At 42.3% G+C, this 13,305-nt stretch carries 17 protein-coding genes; 8 read left to right on the top strand and 9 right to left on the bottom strand.

The window, feature by feature from the left end; translation table 11 throughout:
• The 3 genes from N0824_RS14190 to pdxH all read right to left on the bottom strand — a co-directional run.
• A partial coding sequence (locus N0824_RS14190) for a trypsin-like peptidase domain-containing protein (RefSeq protein ID WP_146184294.1) occupies positions 1-662 on the bottom strand: 662 nt, incomplete at its 3' end.
• Positions 663-780: 118 nt separating this feature from the next.
• A complete protein-coding gene (locus N0824_RS14195) occupies positions 781-1,083 on the bottom strand; it encodes a trypco2 family protein (RefSeq protein ID WP_046660507.1) in 303 nt (100 codons plus the stop codon).
• Positions 1,084-1,314: 231 nt separating this feature from the next.
• Positions 1,315-1,959, bottom strand: coding sequence for a pyridoxamine 5'-phosphate oxidase (gene pdxH / locus N0824_RS14200; RefSeq protein ID WP_108937221.1), 645 nt, complete (start codon positions 1,957-1,959; stop codon positions 1,315-1,317).
• Between the two features lie 51 nt (positions 1,960-2,010).
• Here pdxH and N0824_RS14205 point away from each other — a divergent pair, with 51 nt between their 5' ends.
• Complete coding sequence (locus N0824_RS14205) at positions 2,011-2,781, top strand: segregation/condensation protein A (protein ID WP_108937222.1); 771 nt, start codon at positions 2,011-2,013, stop codon at positions 2,779-2,781.
• A gap of 95 nt (positions 2,782-2,876) precedes the next feature.
• Here N0824_RS14205 and tadA read toward each other — a convergent pair whose 3' ends face one another.
• Complete coding sequence (gene tadA / locus N0824_RS14210; protein ID WP_002765784.1) at positions 2,877-3,371, bottom strand: tRNA adenosine(34) deaminase TadA; 495 nt, start codon at positions 3,369-3,371, stop codon at positions 2,877-2,879.
• Entirely contained in the window at positions 3,356-3,673 is a 318-nt protein-coding gene (grxC, locus tag N0824_RS14215; RefSeq protein WP_108937223.1) for a glutaredoxin 3, read from the bottom strand. Before grxC ends, tadA begins: the two co-directional genes overlap by 16 nt.
• A gap of 32 nt (positions 3,674-3,705) precedes the next feature.
• Here grxC and N0824_RS14220 point away from each other — a divergent pair, with 32 nt between their 5' ends.
• From N0824_RS14220 to N0824_RS14235, 4 genes are all read left to right on the top strand, one after another.
• Positions 3,706-4,266: a 5-formyltetrahydrofolate cyclo-ligase gene (locus tag N0824_RS14220; protein WP_108937224.1), complete on the top strand. Its 561-nt coding sequence runs from the start codon at positions 3,706-3,708 to the stop codon at positions 4,264-4,266.
• Positions 4,267-4,412: 146 nt separating this feature from the next.
• Positions 4,413-4,730, top strand: coding sequence for a hypothetical protein (locus N0824_RS14225; RefSeq protein ID WP_108937225.1), 318 nt, complete (start codon positions 4,413-4,415; stop codon positions 4,728-4,730).
• 405 nt (positions 4,731-5,135) lie between these two features.
• Complete coding sequence (locus N0824_RS14230) at positions 5,136-6,149, top strand: aldo/keto reductase (RefSeq protein WP_108937226.1); 1,014 nt, start codon at positions 5,136-5,138, stop codon at positions 6,147-6,149.
• Between the two features lie 199 nt (positions 6,150-6,348).
• Positions 6,349-6,789 (top strand): hypothetical protein, encoded by a 441-nt coding sequence (locus tag N0824_RS14235; protein WP_108937227.1) that lies wholly within the window; start codon positions 6,349-6,351, stop codon positions 6,787-6,789.
• On the opposite strand, the gene nagA is transcribed toward N0824_RS14235, so the two are convergent.
• The gene (gene nagA / locus N0824_RS14240; protein ID WP_108937228.1) at positions 6,745-7,896 is read right to left on the bottom strand and encodes an N-acetylglucosamine-6-phosphate deacetylase; all 1,152 of its coding nucleotides are present in this window, start codon (positions 7,894-7,896) and stop codon (positions 6,745-6,747) included. The genes N0824_RS14235 and nagA overlap by 45 nt on opposite strands.
• Positions 7,897-8,540: 644 nt before the next feature.
• Between nagA and N0824_RS14245 the strand changes: the two genes are divergently transcribed.
• The 3 genes from N0824_RS14245 (at position 8,541) to N0824_RS14255 (ending at position 10,798) form a co-directional block, all read left to right on the top strand.
• Positions 8,541-9,335, top strand: coding sequence for a metallophosphoesterase family protein (locus N0824_RS14245; protein ID WP_108937369.1), 795 nt, complete (start codon positions 8,541-8,543; stop codon positions 9,333-9,335).
• A gap of 78 nt (positions 9,336-9,413) precedes the next feature.
• Positions 9,414-10,232: a SirB1 family protein gene (locus N0824_RS14250; RefSeq protein WP_108937229.1), complete on the top strand. Its 819-nt coding sequence runs from the start codon at positions 9,414-9,416 to the stop codon at positions 10,230-10,232.
• Positions 10,233-10,333: 101 nt separating this feature from the next.
• Positions 10,334-10,798 carry a VOC family protein gene (locus N0824_RS14255; RefSeq protein WP_108937230.1) on the top strand — a complete coding sequence of 155 codons (465 nt, stop codon included), beginning with the start codon at positions 10,334-10,336 and terminating at the stop codon, positions 10,796-10,798.
• Here the strand turns inward: N0824_RS14255 and N0824_RS14260 are convergent.
• The 3 genes from N0824_RS14260 to N0824_RS14270 all read right to left on the bottom strand — a co-directional run bounded on the left by N0824_RS14260 (position 10,795) and on the right by N0824_RS14270 (position 13,278).
• Positions 10,795-11,562 carry a tryptophan-rich sensory protein gene (locus N0824_RS14260; RefSeq protein ID WP_108937231.1) on the bottom strand — a complete coding sequence of 256 codons (768 nt, stop codon included), beginning with the start codon at positions 11,560-11,562 and terminating at the stop codon, positions 10,795-10,797. The genes N0824_RS14255 and N0824_RS14260 overlap by 4 nt on opposite strands.
• A 3-nt stretch (positions 11,563-11,565) precedes the next feature.
• The gene (fabZ, locus tag N0824_RS14265) at positions 11,566-12,045 is read right to left on the bottom strand and encodes a 3-hydroxyacyl-ACP dehydratase FabZ (protein ID WP_108937232.1); all 480 of its coding nucleotides are present in this window, start codon (positions 12,043-12,045) and stop codon (positions 11,566-11,568) included.
• A 93-nt stretch (positions 12,046-12,138) separates the two neighbouring features.
• Positions 12,139-13,278, bottom strand: coding sequence for a SpoIID/LytB domain-containing protein (locus N0824_RS14270; RefSeq protein WP_108937233.1), 1,140 nt, complete (start codon positions 13,276-13,278; stop codon positions 12,139-12,141).
• Positions 13,279-13,305: the final 27 nt, after the last annotated feature.

A 13,305-nucleotide genomic window follows, 5' to 3' on the forward strand; every position in this document is an offset into this window, starting at 1 on the left:
ATATCATGGTTTTCTAATATCTCACACCATTCGGGATTGTCATAAACTCTTGCCAAAGATTCAGCTTCTAAAGATGCTGGACGATCTCTAATTGGCTGTTTAGATTGTACCCCAATCACTAACCCATGACAAACAATTGCTGATCCCGATGTTCCCTGCCAAGGTGACTGATCTTCTGCTAGTCTTTCTAATTGTTCATCGGTGGGTTGTATGTCTTGACTATCTTTAATATTTAATAACAAACGGTTATGAGGCGCACGATTAGACACATCGATAGTTCCCTCAATATGTAACCCTGTGGCGTATTTTATATTATCTTCAACATACCGTAAAAATAGAGGAAAGCCCAAAAAGTCAAATTTAACTTTTTGGGTGCTACTCGCATCAGGTAACACCCCAAAACCTACAGGATTACAAGTTTCGATAGTTTCTGGTAATTCTACTAAGGCTATATCGATATTATCGGGAGCTTTCCAAATTACCTTAGCGTCTATATCTTGCTTATCAGAATAGTTTGATGCTGATCTAAATCGTACTTTACAGTCGTTACTATTATCAAATAGATGCCGACAAGTCAAGAGTAAACGTCCCCCAATTCGATAGGCAGTGCCGTATTTAGGGGCAACAATTTCTAAAGCGCGATCGGGTTGGAATTGGGGCATAACTTATCGGATTGATGTAACCTATTCTTCTGGGATGGCGATGGGTTACGCTTCGCTAACCCATCCTACAAATTAACTGCTTTGGGGGCAAGCATTGCGTCCCTAGGGGTATAAAATTCTAATCGGGAATATCATCACTTGCTGTCTTGATAGGTCCTCCATCTTTCCCAATGGGTTTAAGGGGAATTTTAATTCTATGGGTTATCGTATCTTTATTGGTGACACCCCCACCCATTTCTACTACCCAAAATTTCAGCCCACCTTTGCCTTCTTTCGACTGCTCAACCACAAATTGAACCTCTAATTCAATTTCACCCACTTCAAAGCGAATCTGCTCACCCTCAGAGGCTAAAATAGATTTACTCAGTTCAACCCGCAATGCTTCTAAGGTTTCTCGAAGTCCAACTTTATTGATGTCCATAATTCTCTAGTTATTTTTGAAGGATGCAGACAAAAACCCTTTCAATTCTATCGTTCTTCTGAGACTTTAGGGCAGAGAGATTGCCTTTATCCAATTGATATAATAGCCCAACCCGATCGCTAAGGAAAGCGCGGGTTGGGAAAAGACATCGACCTAATATTATCTCAAGACTAAAATGACAAATTGAATTAGCATTGAGCTATTTTGCTAATACAAGGTGTCAAGATCAAACTAAGGGGCTAAACGTTGCCTTTGCCAATTGCCATCTTCTTGACGATAATAACAGAGACGATCGTGGAGACGACTGGGGCGACCTTGCCAGAACTCGATTAAACTAGGAATTAGGCGAAATCCGCCCCAATGAGGAGGACGGGGAACTTCACGACCCGCATATTCTTCTTTTAGTTCTGCTAGGCGTTTTTCGAGTATATCTCGCCCAGAAATCACTTCACTTTGATTGGAGGCCCAGGCCCCTAAACGAGATTCCCAGGGACGGACAAAAAAGTAATTATCCGATTCCTCCTCGCTGATTTTTTCTACAGTTCCCTCGATCCTAATTTGCCGTTGCAATTCTCCCCACCAAAACACTAGGGCCGCATTGGGATTGGCGATTAATTCCTGTCCTTTGGCGCTGTGGTAGTTGGTAAAGAGAACAAAACCGCGAGGATCGAAGTCTTTTAACAGTACCATGCGGGCCCGGGGTTTACCCTCCGGGGAAATAGTGGCTAAAGTCATAGCGTTGGGTTCCAATCTTCCCGAAGATACCGCCCGTTCTAGCCATTGTTTAAATACAATGAAAGGATCGGCAGATGTTTCTGACTCTAGCAATTCTTCGAGATTGTAGTCCAAGCGCAGGTCAGCGATCGATATGTCCATGGTTTTGCTTGCTAAATTTTATCCTTTGAGATCCTACAAGATTCTACAATCATGACTATCACCTCGGCCAGTGATGCGATCGCCTCTCTTTTAGAAATGGCGGAACAGGGAGAAATTGACCCCTGGGATGTGCAGGTTATTGATGTGATCGATCGCTTTTTGGCAGAATTGGGGTTATTAAATGATCTAGATTTAGCCATGGCCCAGGCTAATTTACCCCAATCGGGACAGGCTTTTTTATGGGCTTCCATGTTAGTTTTATTTAAGGCTGATACCCTAGAAAGATTGTCTTTGGACCAGCAAGAAGAAAGTCTGATTGATGAGGAAATTAGCGAGTTAGAACGGGAATTAAGAACTTTACCCCGTTATCTAGAAAATCATATTCGCCGTCGTACTGCTGCCCCACCACCGCGAAAAAGACGGGTAACTTTGCAGGAGTTAATCACTCAATTACAACAGATTGCCCTAGAGATTGAAGCTTTACCGAAACTGCCTGTAGTTGTCCCGAAACCCCGGCCCCAATCCCGACGGGAAGCGGTACAAATTATCACGGAATTAGCCCACCAAGAAAACCTGACGGAATTGGCAGCGGAACTGGACTTTTTTTTGCAGAGAAAGTTTTTTCAATTGGAGAAAAAGGAGATAGAGTTTGAGTATTTATTAGATTTATGGCAAGCGGAAAAACCCTCTAGTCACTCGGCAACACAGGAAAAGGTGGCGATTTTTTGGGCTTTACTTTTACTGGCTTCTCAATCAAAAGTGGAGTTAAAACAAGAGGATTTTTATCAAGATTTAACTATTTCTTTAATTAGGGTTTGCTGAAAAAGTTTTTTCTAGAGGCAGGGTGTGCGGTGTCGGGTGTGGGGTTTTAAGCTAAGAGGCATTACAGCTTATTGACTCCTATCTCCCTGACTTCTTTAAACATTTCTTTTTTTCTCAAACCATGTTTGTAATAATTCCCCGGATTCCTTGGCTAAAATTCCCGCGATTACCGGCAAACGATGGTTAGAAAAAGGACTATCAATAAAATTAGCCACAGTGCGGATAACTCCTGTTTTGGGATCGTCAGCACCGTACACTAATAATCCTAGCCTAGCCTGAATGATTGCCCCGGCACACATGGGACAGGGTTCGAGGGTGACGTAGAGGGTACAATCATTTAAGTGCCAATTGCCTAACACTTGACTAGCGGCACTAATCGCCAGAATTTCAGCGTGAGCAGTGGGATCATGGTGTTTTTCCTTGCAATTAGCCCCTTGAGCGATTAAATGTCCCTCTTTATCCACGATAACCGCTCCCACAGGTACATCACCCCGATCCCCCGCAGTTGCCGCTAAATTTAAAGCTAACTGCATCCATTGCCGATGTTTCTCATAGGCTTTTTCATCAATAGACTTTAGATAGTCCCACATTTAGCCAGTAAATTATCTAATTTTTTTTGACCATCCAAAGCATACAAATCATCGCAACCACCGATATGTTCATTATTAATAAAAATCTGTGGTACACTGCGTTTACCGTTGGCCCGTTCCGCCATGGACTGACGAGCGCTTTCATCCCCATCAATCTTGTATTCGGTGTATTTTACCCCTTTCCAACCCAGCAACCATTTAGCACGAATACAGTAGGGACAAGTTGCCCACGTGTAAATTTCCACATTGGCCTTGATATTCTCGTTATAACGCCCAAAAAGCGAGTTAAATAGATTTAGCATCTTGTGACTACAGAAATATTTATCTCTATTCTATGGATTCTGCTACCAAAAAAGCCCAATTACGCAAACAACTAATTGCCCAAAGACGATCACTTCCTAAGCATATTTGGCAAGAAAATAGTCAGCAACTTTGCAAAAATTTACAATCTTTACCCCTCTTTCAGCACGCTAAAACCATTCTCGCTTACTTCAGTTATCGTCAGGAGCCGGATTTAAGTTCCTTATTTTGCCAACACCATCGCTGGGGTTTTCCCCGTTGTGACGGAGATAGCCTGACTTGGCACTGTTGGACTGCCGATGATCCCCTAGAATTAAATCGTTATGGCATCTATGAACCAACAGCGATCGCTCCTCTCATTTTACCCGCCGAAGTGGACTTACTGTTAATTCCCGCCGTCGCTTGCGATCGCCAAGGTTATCGCCTAGGTTACGGGGGAGGTTATTTTGATCGTCTCCTACATTCCCTCGAATGGCAAGCTATCCCCTCGATCGGGATTGTCTTTGACTTTGCCTATCTCGATACCCTTCCCCTCGATACTTGGGACCAAAAATTACAGGCAATCTGTACCGAATCGAGAACCGAAATTTTTTAACAATTATTTCCCTATTCCCTCACACCCAATCCCCAGATATATTAAGTTTTATTGAATCCGATCGACCCTTAAGATAGCTTTGCTAGGATGAAGTTCGCATCAAGAGATGTTTATAGTAATCACCAGAAAAAGTCAACAGGGAAGCAATGAAACACTTTCACGAACAATGGATTCAAGAATGGTGTCAAGAAAACGGCTGGACAGAGCTATTTCTCGAACGCTACAGTAATTATTGGGCATTCCCTCCCAATGCCGTGATGCCAGAACCAATTCCCACCAAAGTGTTACAAAAAATTAAGCGCCAAAAAGGTCTATCTCCTGCCGAAAAACTTTGGTTAGGAATGGCGATCGGATTGACTGTGACAGCTTTAATTCTCTGTGTCATCCTCGCTTGTCCTATGCCTATAGTTCTCGCTTTCGCTTTTGATGCTGTCACCGCAGCGCGATTGGAAGTGGAATATTAACCCAGCAAAAATTGAGCAGCAAAAACCCAAAAAGGGGGAGATTTTTCCGAAAGTCTTCCCCTTTGCCGCTTTTTTCTGGACAGGTACGATCGATCTGTTCAACGAAACAGGGTAAAATCGGGCGATAATTTAAGAAAGTAGATTCATCGGCTTTTTAGCCGTCAGGAGTCAGTATTTAGGAGTCAGGAGATTATTTTTATTTATTCTCCCCACTTCCCTCTCCCCCTACTCCCCAATTGAGCATCTCATTTATGCAAGCGAGTAATTTACTTATCCCTAAAACTGTTTTCTAGCAAGGCTTTCAAAATAGCTTGACATAAAAACCTGATTTAGGGGTTACAAAGGTGAGATGCTCCCCTCCCCAATTCATAATTCATAATTCATAATTCATAATTCATAATTCCCATGTCCGAATCTCGTCGCTTACAGTTTACCCCCGATCTGGAAATTTGCCGTATTTTGAACGGAATGTGGCAGGTTTCAGGCGCCCATGGTTCGATCGCACCCCAAAAAGCGATCTCTAGTATGCTTTCCTATCTAGATGCCGGTTTCACCACTTGGGATCTGGCCGATCATTACGGTCCAGCCGAAGATTTTATCGGTGAATTTCGTCGTCAATTAGTCGCCCAAAGGGGCATTGATGCCCTAAATAATCTGCAAGCTTTCACTAAATGGGTTCCCCGTCCGGGTAAAATGACTAAGGAAATAGTCGCAAAAAATATCGCTATTTCCCTACGTCGCATGGATGTGGATAGTCTCGATTTATTGCAGTTTCACTGGTGGGATTATCGCGATAAAAATTATCTAGATGCCTTATATTTTTTAGGAGAATTACAACAGGAAGGCAAAATTAAACACCTGGCTTTGACTAATTTCGACACAGAACATTTAAAAATTATTCTCAGCGCCGGGATTAAAATAGTCTCCAATCAAGTCCAGTTTTCTCTAATTGATCGCCGTCCCCTCGTCAAAATGGCGCAGTTTTGCCAAGAACATAACATCTATCTACTCGCCTATGGTACTCTAGCAGGAGGCTTATTAGGAGCAAAATATCTCGGTCATCCCGAACCCAATGCCATGAGTCTCAATACCGCTAGTTTACGGAAATATAAAAACATGATCAATGCTTGGGGAAACTGGCAATTATTCCAAGAATTATTAACTGTTCTTAAAGCGATCGCTGATTCCTATCATGTCACCATTACTAATGTAGCAGTGCGTTACGTTCTCGAACAAAAGGCCGTAGCCGGGGCAATTATCGGGGTGCGTTTGGGTGTTGCTGAACATATCCAAGAAAATGCCCGTATTTTCGATTTTCAATTATCCCCCCAAGACTATCAAAAAATTGATCATGTCTTGCAAAAATCCCGGGATTTATTGCACTTAATCGGTGATTGCGGTGATGAGTACCGTCGTTAAGTAGGTAGGTGTTAAAAATTGTCAGCTTTCCCCCCTTATTAAGGGGGGACTAAGGGGGGATCGGCACACCCCTTATTAAGGGGGGACTAAGGGGGGATCGGCACACCCCTTATCAAGGACTGATAACTGATGACTGATAACTGATAACTGATGACTGATAACTGATAACTGATAACTGATAACTGAAAAGAGGCTAATGATGAGATTTGAACAACCAATCCCCGATGATCCCGCTAATCAATGGCGCTATCAATTAGATCAATTCGTGCAAGAAAATCAACAGGAATTAGCCGGTTTAATGTGGGGTTTACTCTCGGAATGGGGAGAAGATGCTCAAGAAACCCTGGGCATTGATCTTAAACCTCAGCCTCATTTTGTCTGTTGTTCTAGGGAGTCCCTAGAGAAATTAAATCGCAAGGTTAATTGTAAAATTCAAGAGATGCTTGGGATTATCTATCGCTATAATCCCAGCGAAGAAGTGGCTATAGTCGCTATCGGTGATGGTCAGGTAAAATTGATTTATTTTCAACCCGATCTTTCCCCTCCTGAATGTTTTGATCGCCTCGAAGTGGATCTTGATACCCTCATCCAACAGTTAGAGTCCAAAATGCTGGCGGAAATCCAATCTTTCCCAATTTGATGCTGATTGCCAGCGCAAAAAGTTGGCAGGTTGTCCCACCGATAAACCCGCTAATTTGATCGCTTTTCTGGGGGATTCTGTGCCTAGAAGAATCGCCGTTTCTAAATCACATATTCCCCAGTTGACTAAATTGGCTACTCCTTTTAATAAGGGTAAGGTTGTTCCCGCTAAAGTACCGTCAAAAAGTCTTGCTGTTCCCTGTTTGACTTCAATTTCTCTCTCGTCCCAAGGATAGACACCATCCCCTAAACCAATCGGAGCTAAAGCATCACTAACTAAGAAAATTCCTCGATGATAATTACTGGCTTTTAGTAATAATTCTATCATGGTTGGATGGATGTGTTGACCATCGGCAATTAACCCACAATACACCTCGCGATTGATAATTGCTTCCCCTAATAAACCCGGTTGACGATGATGTAAAGGAGGCATGGCATTGAAGGCATGAGTAACCATTTTTGCCCCTTGGAAAAAGGCTTTTTTGGCTATTTCTTGACTCGCTTGCGAATGTCCTAAACTGACGGTAATCCCTCGATCGCTTAGGTATTTAATTACCGTACCGCTACTATCTAATTCGGGGGCTAGAGTGATAATTTTTACGATCGATAAGTAGTCCCCAAAGATTTTATCTATTGTTTCTATACTTGGGTTTAAAAGATATTGTCCCGGATGCGCTCCCCTTTTTTCATAGTTTAAAAATGGTCCCTCTAAATGTACTCCTAAAACCTGGGCACTTGATCGATTTTCCTGTTGCTGTTTTTCGATATATTTGGCAATTACTGAGAGGGATTTTTGAAATTTCTCCACGGACGTGGTGACTAGGGTGGGAAGATAACCATCAATTCCTTGATTCCCCAGATAATCGCTAATCTTATCTAATTTTTCTAGATCTGTTATTTCTAAGTCGGGAAATGCTAATCCTAATCCCCCGTTGATCTGTAAATCTACTCCTCCTAAGGATAGCCAATCCCCTTCCATATCGATAATCTTTTCCCCTTTTTTCTTTCCCCCCATCTCCGTGATTCTCTCGATCTTTCCCGCAGCATTTATCTCTATTTGTTGTCGATCCTGATAGGTGGGAATTCTAGCGTTAATTAGGGTTATCATAGAAGCAAAAATCTAATTTTTTTTTATTATAATCTCAAAAAAAAACTTTTTTTTTGATGATGCTTGACAAGAGAGCATTTTTGTGAGATACTTTTTTATATAATGGGAATCTTTGCTTATATTTACGAGTCCTTAAATCCAATTATATAAAAACTGACTATAAAAATATCATACCATAACCTGTCCGCTCCCTGCCCAGAGATTGCCAAAATACTTTACAAAACAATTACAGCCTTGCTGCCGCAGTTCTTAGAAGGGAGTGACTGTCAATAGAAGCAGAAATCTAATTTTTTTTATTATAATCTCAAAAAAAAACTTTTTTTTTGATGATGCTTGACAAGAGAGCATTTTTGTGAGATACTTTTTTATATAATGGGAATCTTTGCTTATATTTACGAGTCCTTAAATCCAATTATATAAAAACTGACTATAAAAATATCATACCATAACCTGTCCGCTCCCTGCCCAGAGATTGCCAAAATACTTTACAAAACAATTACAGCCTTGCTGCCGCAGTTCTTAGAAGGGAGTGACTGTCAGAGGGAAAGCTTTGTCCTATAATAAAATTAAGACCTTATAAAAACTACCTTTTTAGCGATAAAAGAGTAGCAATGTCAGTATTGTCAGTGATGAGGGAGGGGTGTGTGTTTTTTAGAAAAATAAGGAAACAGACTCAAGAACCGCGTCGTATTATTATCGGAGATGTGCATGGCAGTTTTCAGACACTTTTGCGACTATTAAACCGAGTTGCCCCCGATAGCAAAGATGAGGTTTATTTTCTGGGAGATTTAATCGATCGAGGAGAGCAGAGCTTAGAAGTGGTGGATTTCGTCATCAAAAATAACTACCAATGTCTCCTAGGAAATCATGAATATATGCTCTTAAAAGCTCTGGCAGGAAAAAAAGTTTCTGAAAAATGGTTAACGGGCTGGATCGAGAGTGGCGGGGCGGCGACACTACTAAGTTATAATAACAATATACCCGCCGAGCATATCAATTGGTTCCAATCCCTACCCGCTTATTTAGACCTAGGAGATATTTGGTTAGTTCATGCGGGAGTACACCCAGAATATCCCCTTGAACAGCAAACGAACGATCAGTTTTGTTGGATTAGAAATGAATTTCATACCATGACCCAACCCTATTTCAAGGATAAACTAATTATCACAGGTCATACTTTAACCTTTACCTTTCCCGATGTCAAACCAGGGCAACTAGCTCGCGGCAGCGGTTGGCTAGACATTGAAACTGGGGTTTATCATCCTCAAAGTGGTTGGTTAACTGCTTTAGATTGGACAAATCAATTAGTTTATCAAGTGCAGGCTCAAAATAAAAATTGTCGCACGATCCCTTTAGAAAAAGCGGTAGTTAATCTAGATATTGACAAGATTTCTCGCTACTCCTCCGGGGAAAGCTCATCTAAAGCGCTGAATCTTTAATGGTGATCAGAAAAGAGAAGCGATAAAACCAGAAGGATCGGTTAAAATAGTTGATAATCTGATTTATACCCTTTTCTAATGACCCTTGAACTCTTATACCAAGCTTTCATCGAAACAATTCAACATCCTGACCCTGAGATAAATCTAGCTCGGGCAGCCCTGCAAATAGCCAATTTTGAATATCCTTACCTCAATATTGATCACTATTTAAATAGAATAAATTTAATGGCTGACGAGGTAAAAAAACGCTTACCCGATAGATTATATCCTTTAAAAATAGTCAATATTATCAATCAATATTTGTTTGAAGATTTACAATTTACCGGTAATACCCAAGAATACTATGACCCCCGCAATAGCTACTTAAATGACGTAATTGATCGCCGCACAGGTATCCCGCTCACTCTCTCGATTATCTATTTAGAGATTGCCAAAAAGATCGATTTTCCCATGGTAGGAATTGGTATGCCCGGGCATTTTATTATCCGTCCCGATTTCGAGGAAGTGGAAATTTTTGTCGATCCCTTTCACGGTGGTGAAATCCTATTTAAACAGGACTGTCAAGAAAGATTAAGTCAAATTTATCAACAGCCAGTTAAATTAGAAGAACATTTTCTCAATATTGCTACCAATCAGCAAATTTTATTACGTCTGTTGACTAATTTAAAATATATTTACCTGAATCGTCAACAATGGTCTCAGACAATTCGGACAATAGATCTACTACTTTTGCTCATTCCTAATCATCCCCTAGAGCTGCGCGATCGAGGGTTAGTTTACTATCAAATTGGACAACTCAGCCAAGCACAAAGGGATTTAGGCTTCTATCTTGCCCTCCTACCCAACGCCCAAGATGCCGAATCCATTCGGCAATTATTGCAAAAAATTAACTCTTAAGTCGCCAATCGTCAGGAGATTATTTTTATTTGTTCTCCCCACACCCCACACCCCACACCCCACACCCCACCAACAAACTTTTTCAGCAAACCCTAACTAAAATGACTATTAGCCCTTCTGTAACCACAAAAAAACTCAAAATCGGTCAACTGCGAAAAGTCCATCATATCGCTTTCAACGTCAAAGATATGGATGCCTCTCGTCATTTTTATGGGGAAATATTAGGATTAGAGGAATTAGTGGGCGAAAAAATTCCCAGTAGCTTAAAAGAATTAGTTACCCAGGGAAAAGTGGCCAATTTTATCACCCCCGATGGTACAGTAATTGACCTATTTTGGGAACCAGATTTAAACCCTCCCGACGACAATCCCGAAATCGCTTTTACCCGTGCCAACCATTTAGCCTTCGATATTGCCCCGGAAGGCTTTGATTTTGCCCTAGAAGTGCTACAAAGTCAGGGAATTACCATTGCTAGTGGACCCGTGACCCGGCCGACTGGGAGAGGGGTTTACTTCTACGATCCCGATGGCTTTATCGTCGAAATTCGCTGTGATCCCGCATCTTAACGGCTCAGAGGGCGAAAATTGCCACGAAAAACTAGAAAAGTTAGGGTAATCGCTAATATAATCGCTGTTATCGCAATTAGAGGCAGAGAAATCTGTTTCACAGCGATCGCCAAAAAAGCCCAGATAAACACCCCGATAAAAGCCCGATCTTTTCTTTTTAAACCGACTAAAATCGCGATTATCGCCCCGATAACTAGGATTATTACCGTCCAGATCTGGTCAGTTAAACCCCATCGCTGCCAGTCGATCCAATCTAACACCGAAGCGACATTGACAATCGTGGCTACGCTAATCCAAGCGAAATAAATACTAATAGGAGCATTAACTAATAAACCCTGTTTACGATTGACAATCAAGCGATTAATTTCTAAGCGGAGATAAAGCCGGATGAGAGGAATTAAAATGCCTAGCATTGCCAGTAAAGACAGGGTAAAAAAACGCAATTGAAAGAGAATTACCCAGAGAATCTGACAAGCACTAGCGATGGCTAATTCGTAGCCTAACCGACGCAAACGCGGTTCAGTTTTATTGAAAGCCAAAGCTTGGTAAATTCCCAGACTAATTAAACCCAGATAAATTAATCCCCAGATGGCAAAAGCATAATTAGCGGGAACAATTAAGACATCTTGAAAAACTGTATTCGAGATAGCTCCGATATTTTCGCCCTTGAGAGGGAAAATATTAGCGAAAATATTGGTAATAAAAGCCCCTAAAATAGCAAATAAATTTAGTTCTTGTCGGAGACGATCTCGATCAAAATTCATAGGTCAATCAAAGATGGAAAACATCATTTCGCCCTGGGCGGCCAATTGCCCATCGACTCTTGCTTCCCCTTGCATTTTAGCAATTTTATTCATCTTGAAGGATAATAATTCCACCGTCATAATTAATTGATCCCCCGGCACCACAGGACGACGAAAACGGGTTTTATCAATGCCAGCGAAGGCAAAAAATTTCCCTTTCATCCTGGGTAATTGGGTCAAAATCACTCCCCCCACTTGGGCCATGGATTCCACAATTAACACCCCCGGCATCAAGGGACGACTGGGAATATGACCGGGAAAAAAAGGCTCGTTGATCGTGACATTTTTTAGGCCAACAGCCTTTTTACCTGGTACATAGTCAATAATGCGATCAACTAGGGCAAAGGGATAACGATGGGGCAGTAGTTGGCGAATTTCCTCGACGGTAAAGGTAGTTTTTATGACTGGTTCCAACTCGGTTAAGGCTTCGGTAACGATGGTCATGCAAGTCAAAAATTACAAGTGAGATTAGACATTATCTCACAATCAGTTATCAGTGATCAGTTATCAGTTTACTGGAAATGGCTGACAGCCTTTTTAGTTGGGCATTTCAGTTAAACGAGCATTTTGATAATAATGGCTGAGAATGCGGTCATAAGTCACTCCTTGGTCGGCGAGGGAAAAAGCGCCCCATTGACTTAAACCGATCCCATGACCGAAACCGCGACCATTGATGGCAAAAGTACCGTTATTAGCTGAAATCGTGAATAGGGTACTACGCAGCTCCAGTATTCGCCGTAATTGGGTATCAGAGATTAATTTAGAGCCTTGATCGCCCACTACACGCATTTTAATCACCCGTCCGTGGGGAGTGATTCTTTCGGGAGATAGCGATCGCACGCGACCGACACCACCGATTAAACGGCCTAATTCCCCGGCGCTAAAGTTTTTTGACCATTGGAATACCGGGGCCACTTGGTCGTAATCGACGACACCGCGCAGGTAGGGTAAGGGGGAATTCCAAACATCTTCGACATTTTCCGTATGACCCCCGGAGGAGGAGTGAAACACCGCTAAAATCGGTTTGCCGTTGAAGCTCATAATTTGTCCGGCGGTGGCATTAACTGCCTCGTGGGTGCTAGTAAACTCGCTTTCTAGACCCTTATAAACTTGGGTGCGGGTGGTAGTATCTAGATCGTAGATGCGATTACCAGAAGTATTCATTTGGTAGAGAGCATAGGTGCGCGCCGCCACAGATTGGGCTTTTAAGGCCTCTTGCGGCCAGGAGGGAATCGCCTCCGCACCGACGACACTATAGAGATATTCCTCTAAATCGACTAAATTTAGGGCTGTCACCCCAGAACCTTGCCGAATGATCCTTGTGCGTCCTCGATACCAGCGATCATTAATCCAGACGTAACCATCATTCTCCGGTTCGATGATCAATTGACTGGCCTGCCAATCGGCCAAACCCACCGCCTTCCCTCTGGGATTAGCATTGAGGGCATTCATGGCGGTTAATCCTCCTAGGACTCTCCCGGCCCCATCTTTCACCACAGCATCGGTGGAACTACCCACGGAGACGGCGCTAACACCTTTACTGATGGCAATGCGTAACTCGACAGCAGCCTGGACTGGAGCGATAATCAAAGCCCAAAAAACTAGGACGAGCCAACTATGGGCAGGCAGGCGCTGCAGGTAACTGCCCAGCAGCCTTGCTGTGTGTTTATTGGTCATGGGGATCGGACTCCTCACACAATCGAT

Source organism: Microcystis sp. 0824, from assembly GCF_003112475.1.
GTDB lineage: Bacteria > Cyanobacteriota > Cyanobacteriia > Cyanobacteriales > Microcystaceae > Microcystis > Microcystis aeruginosa_C.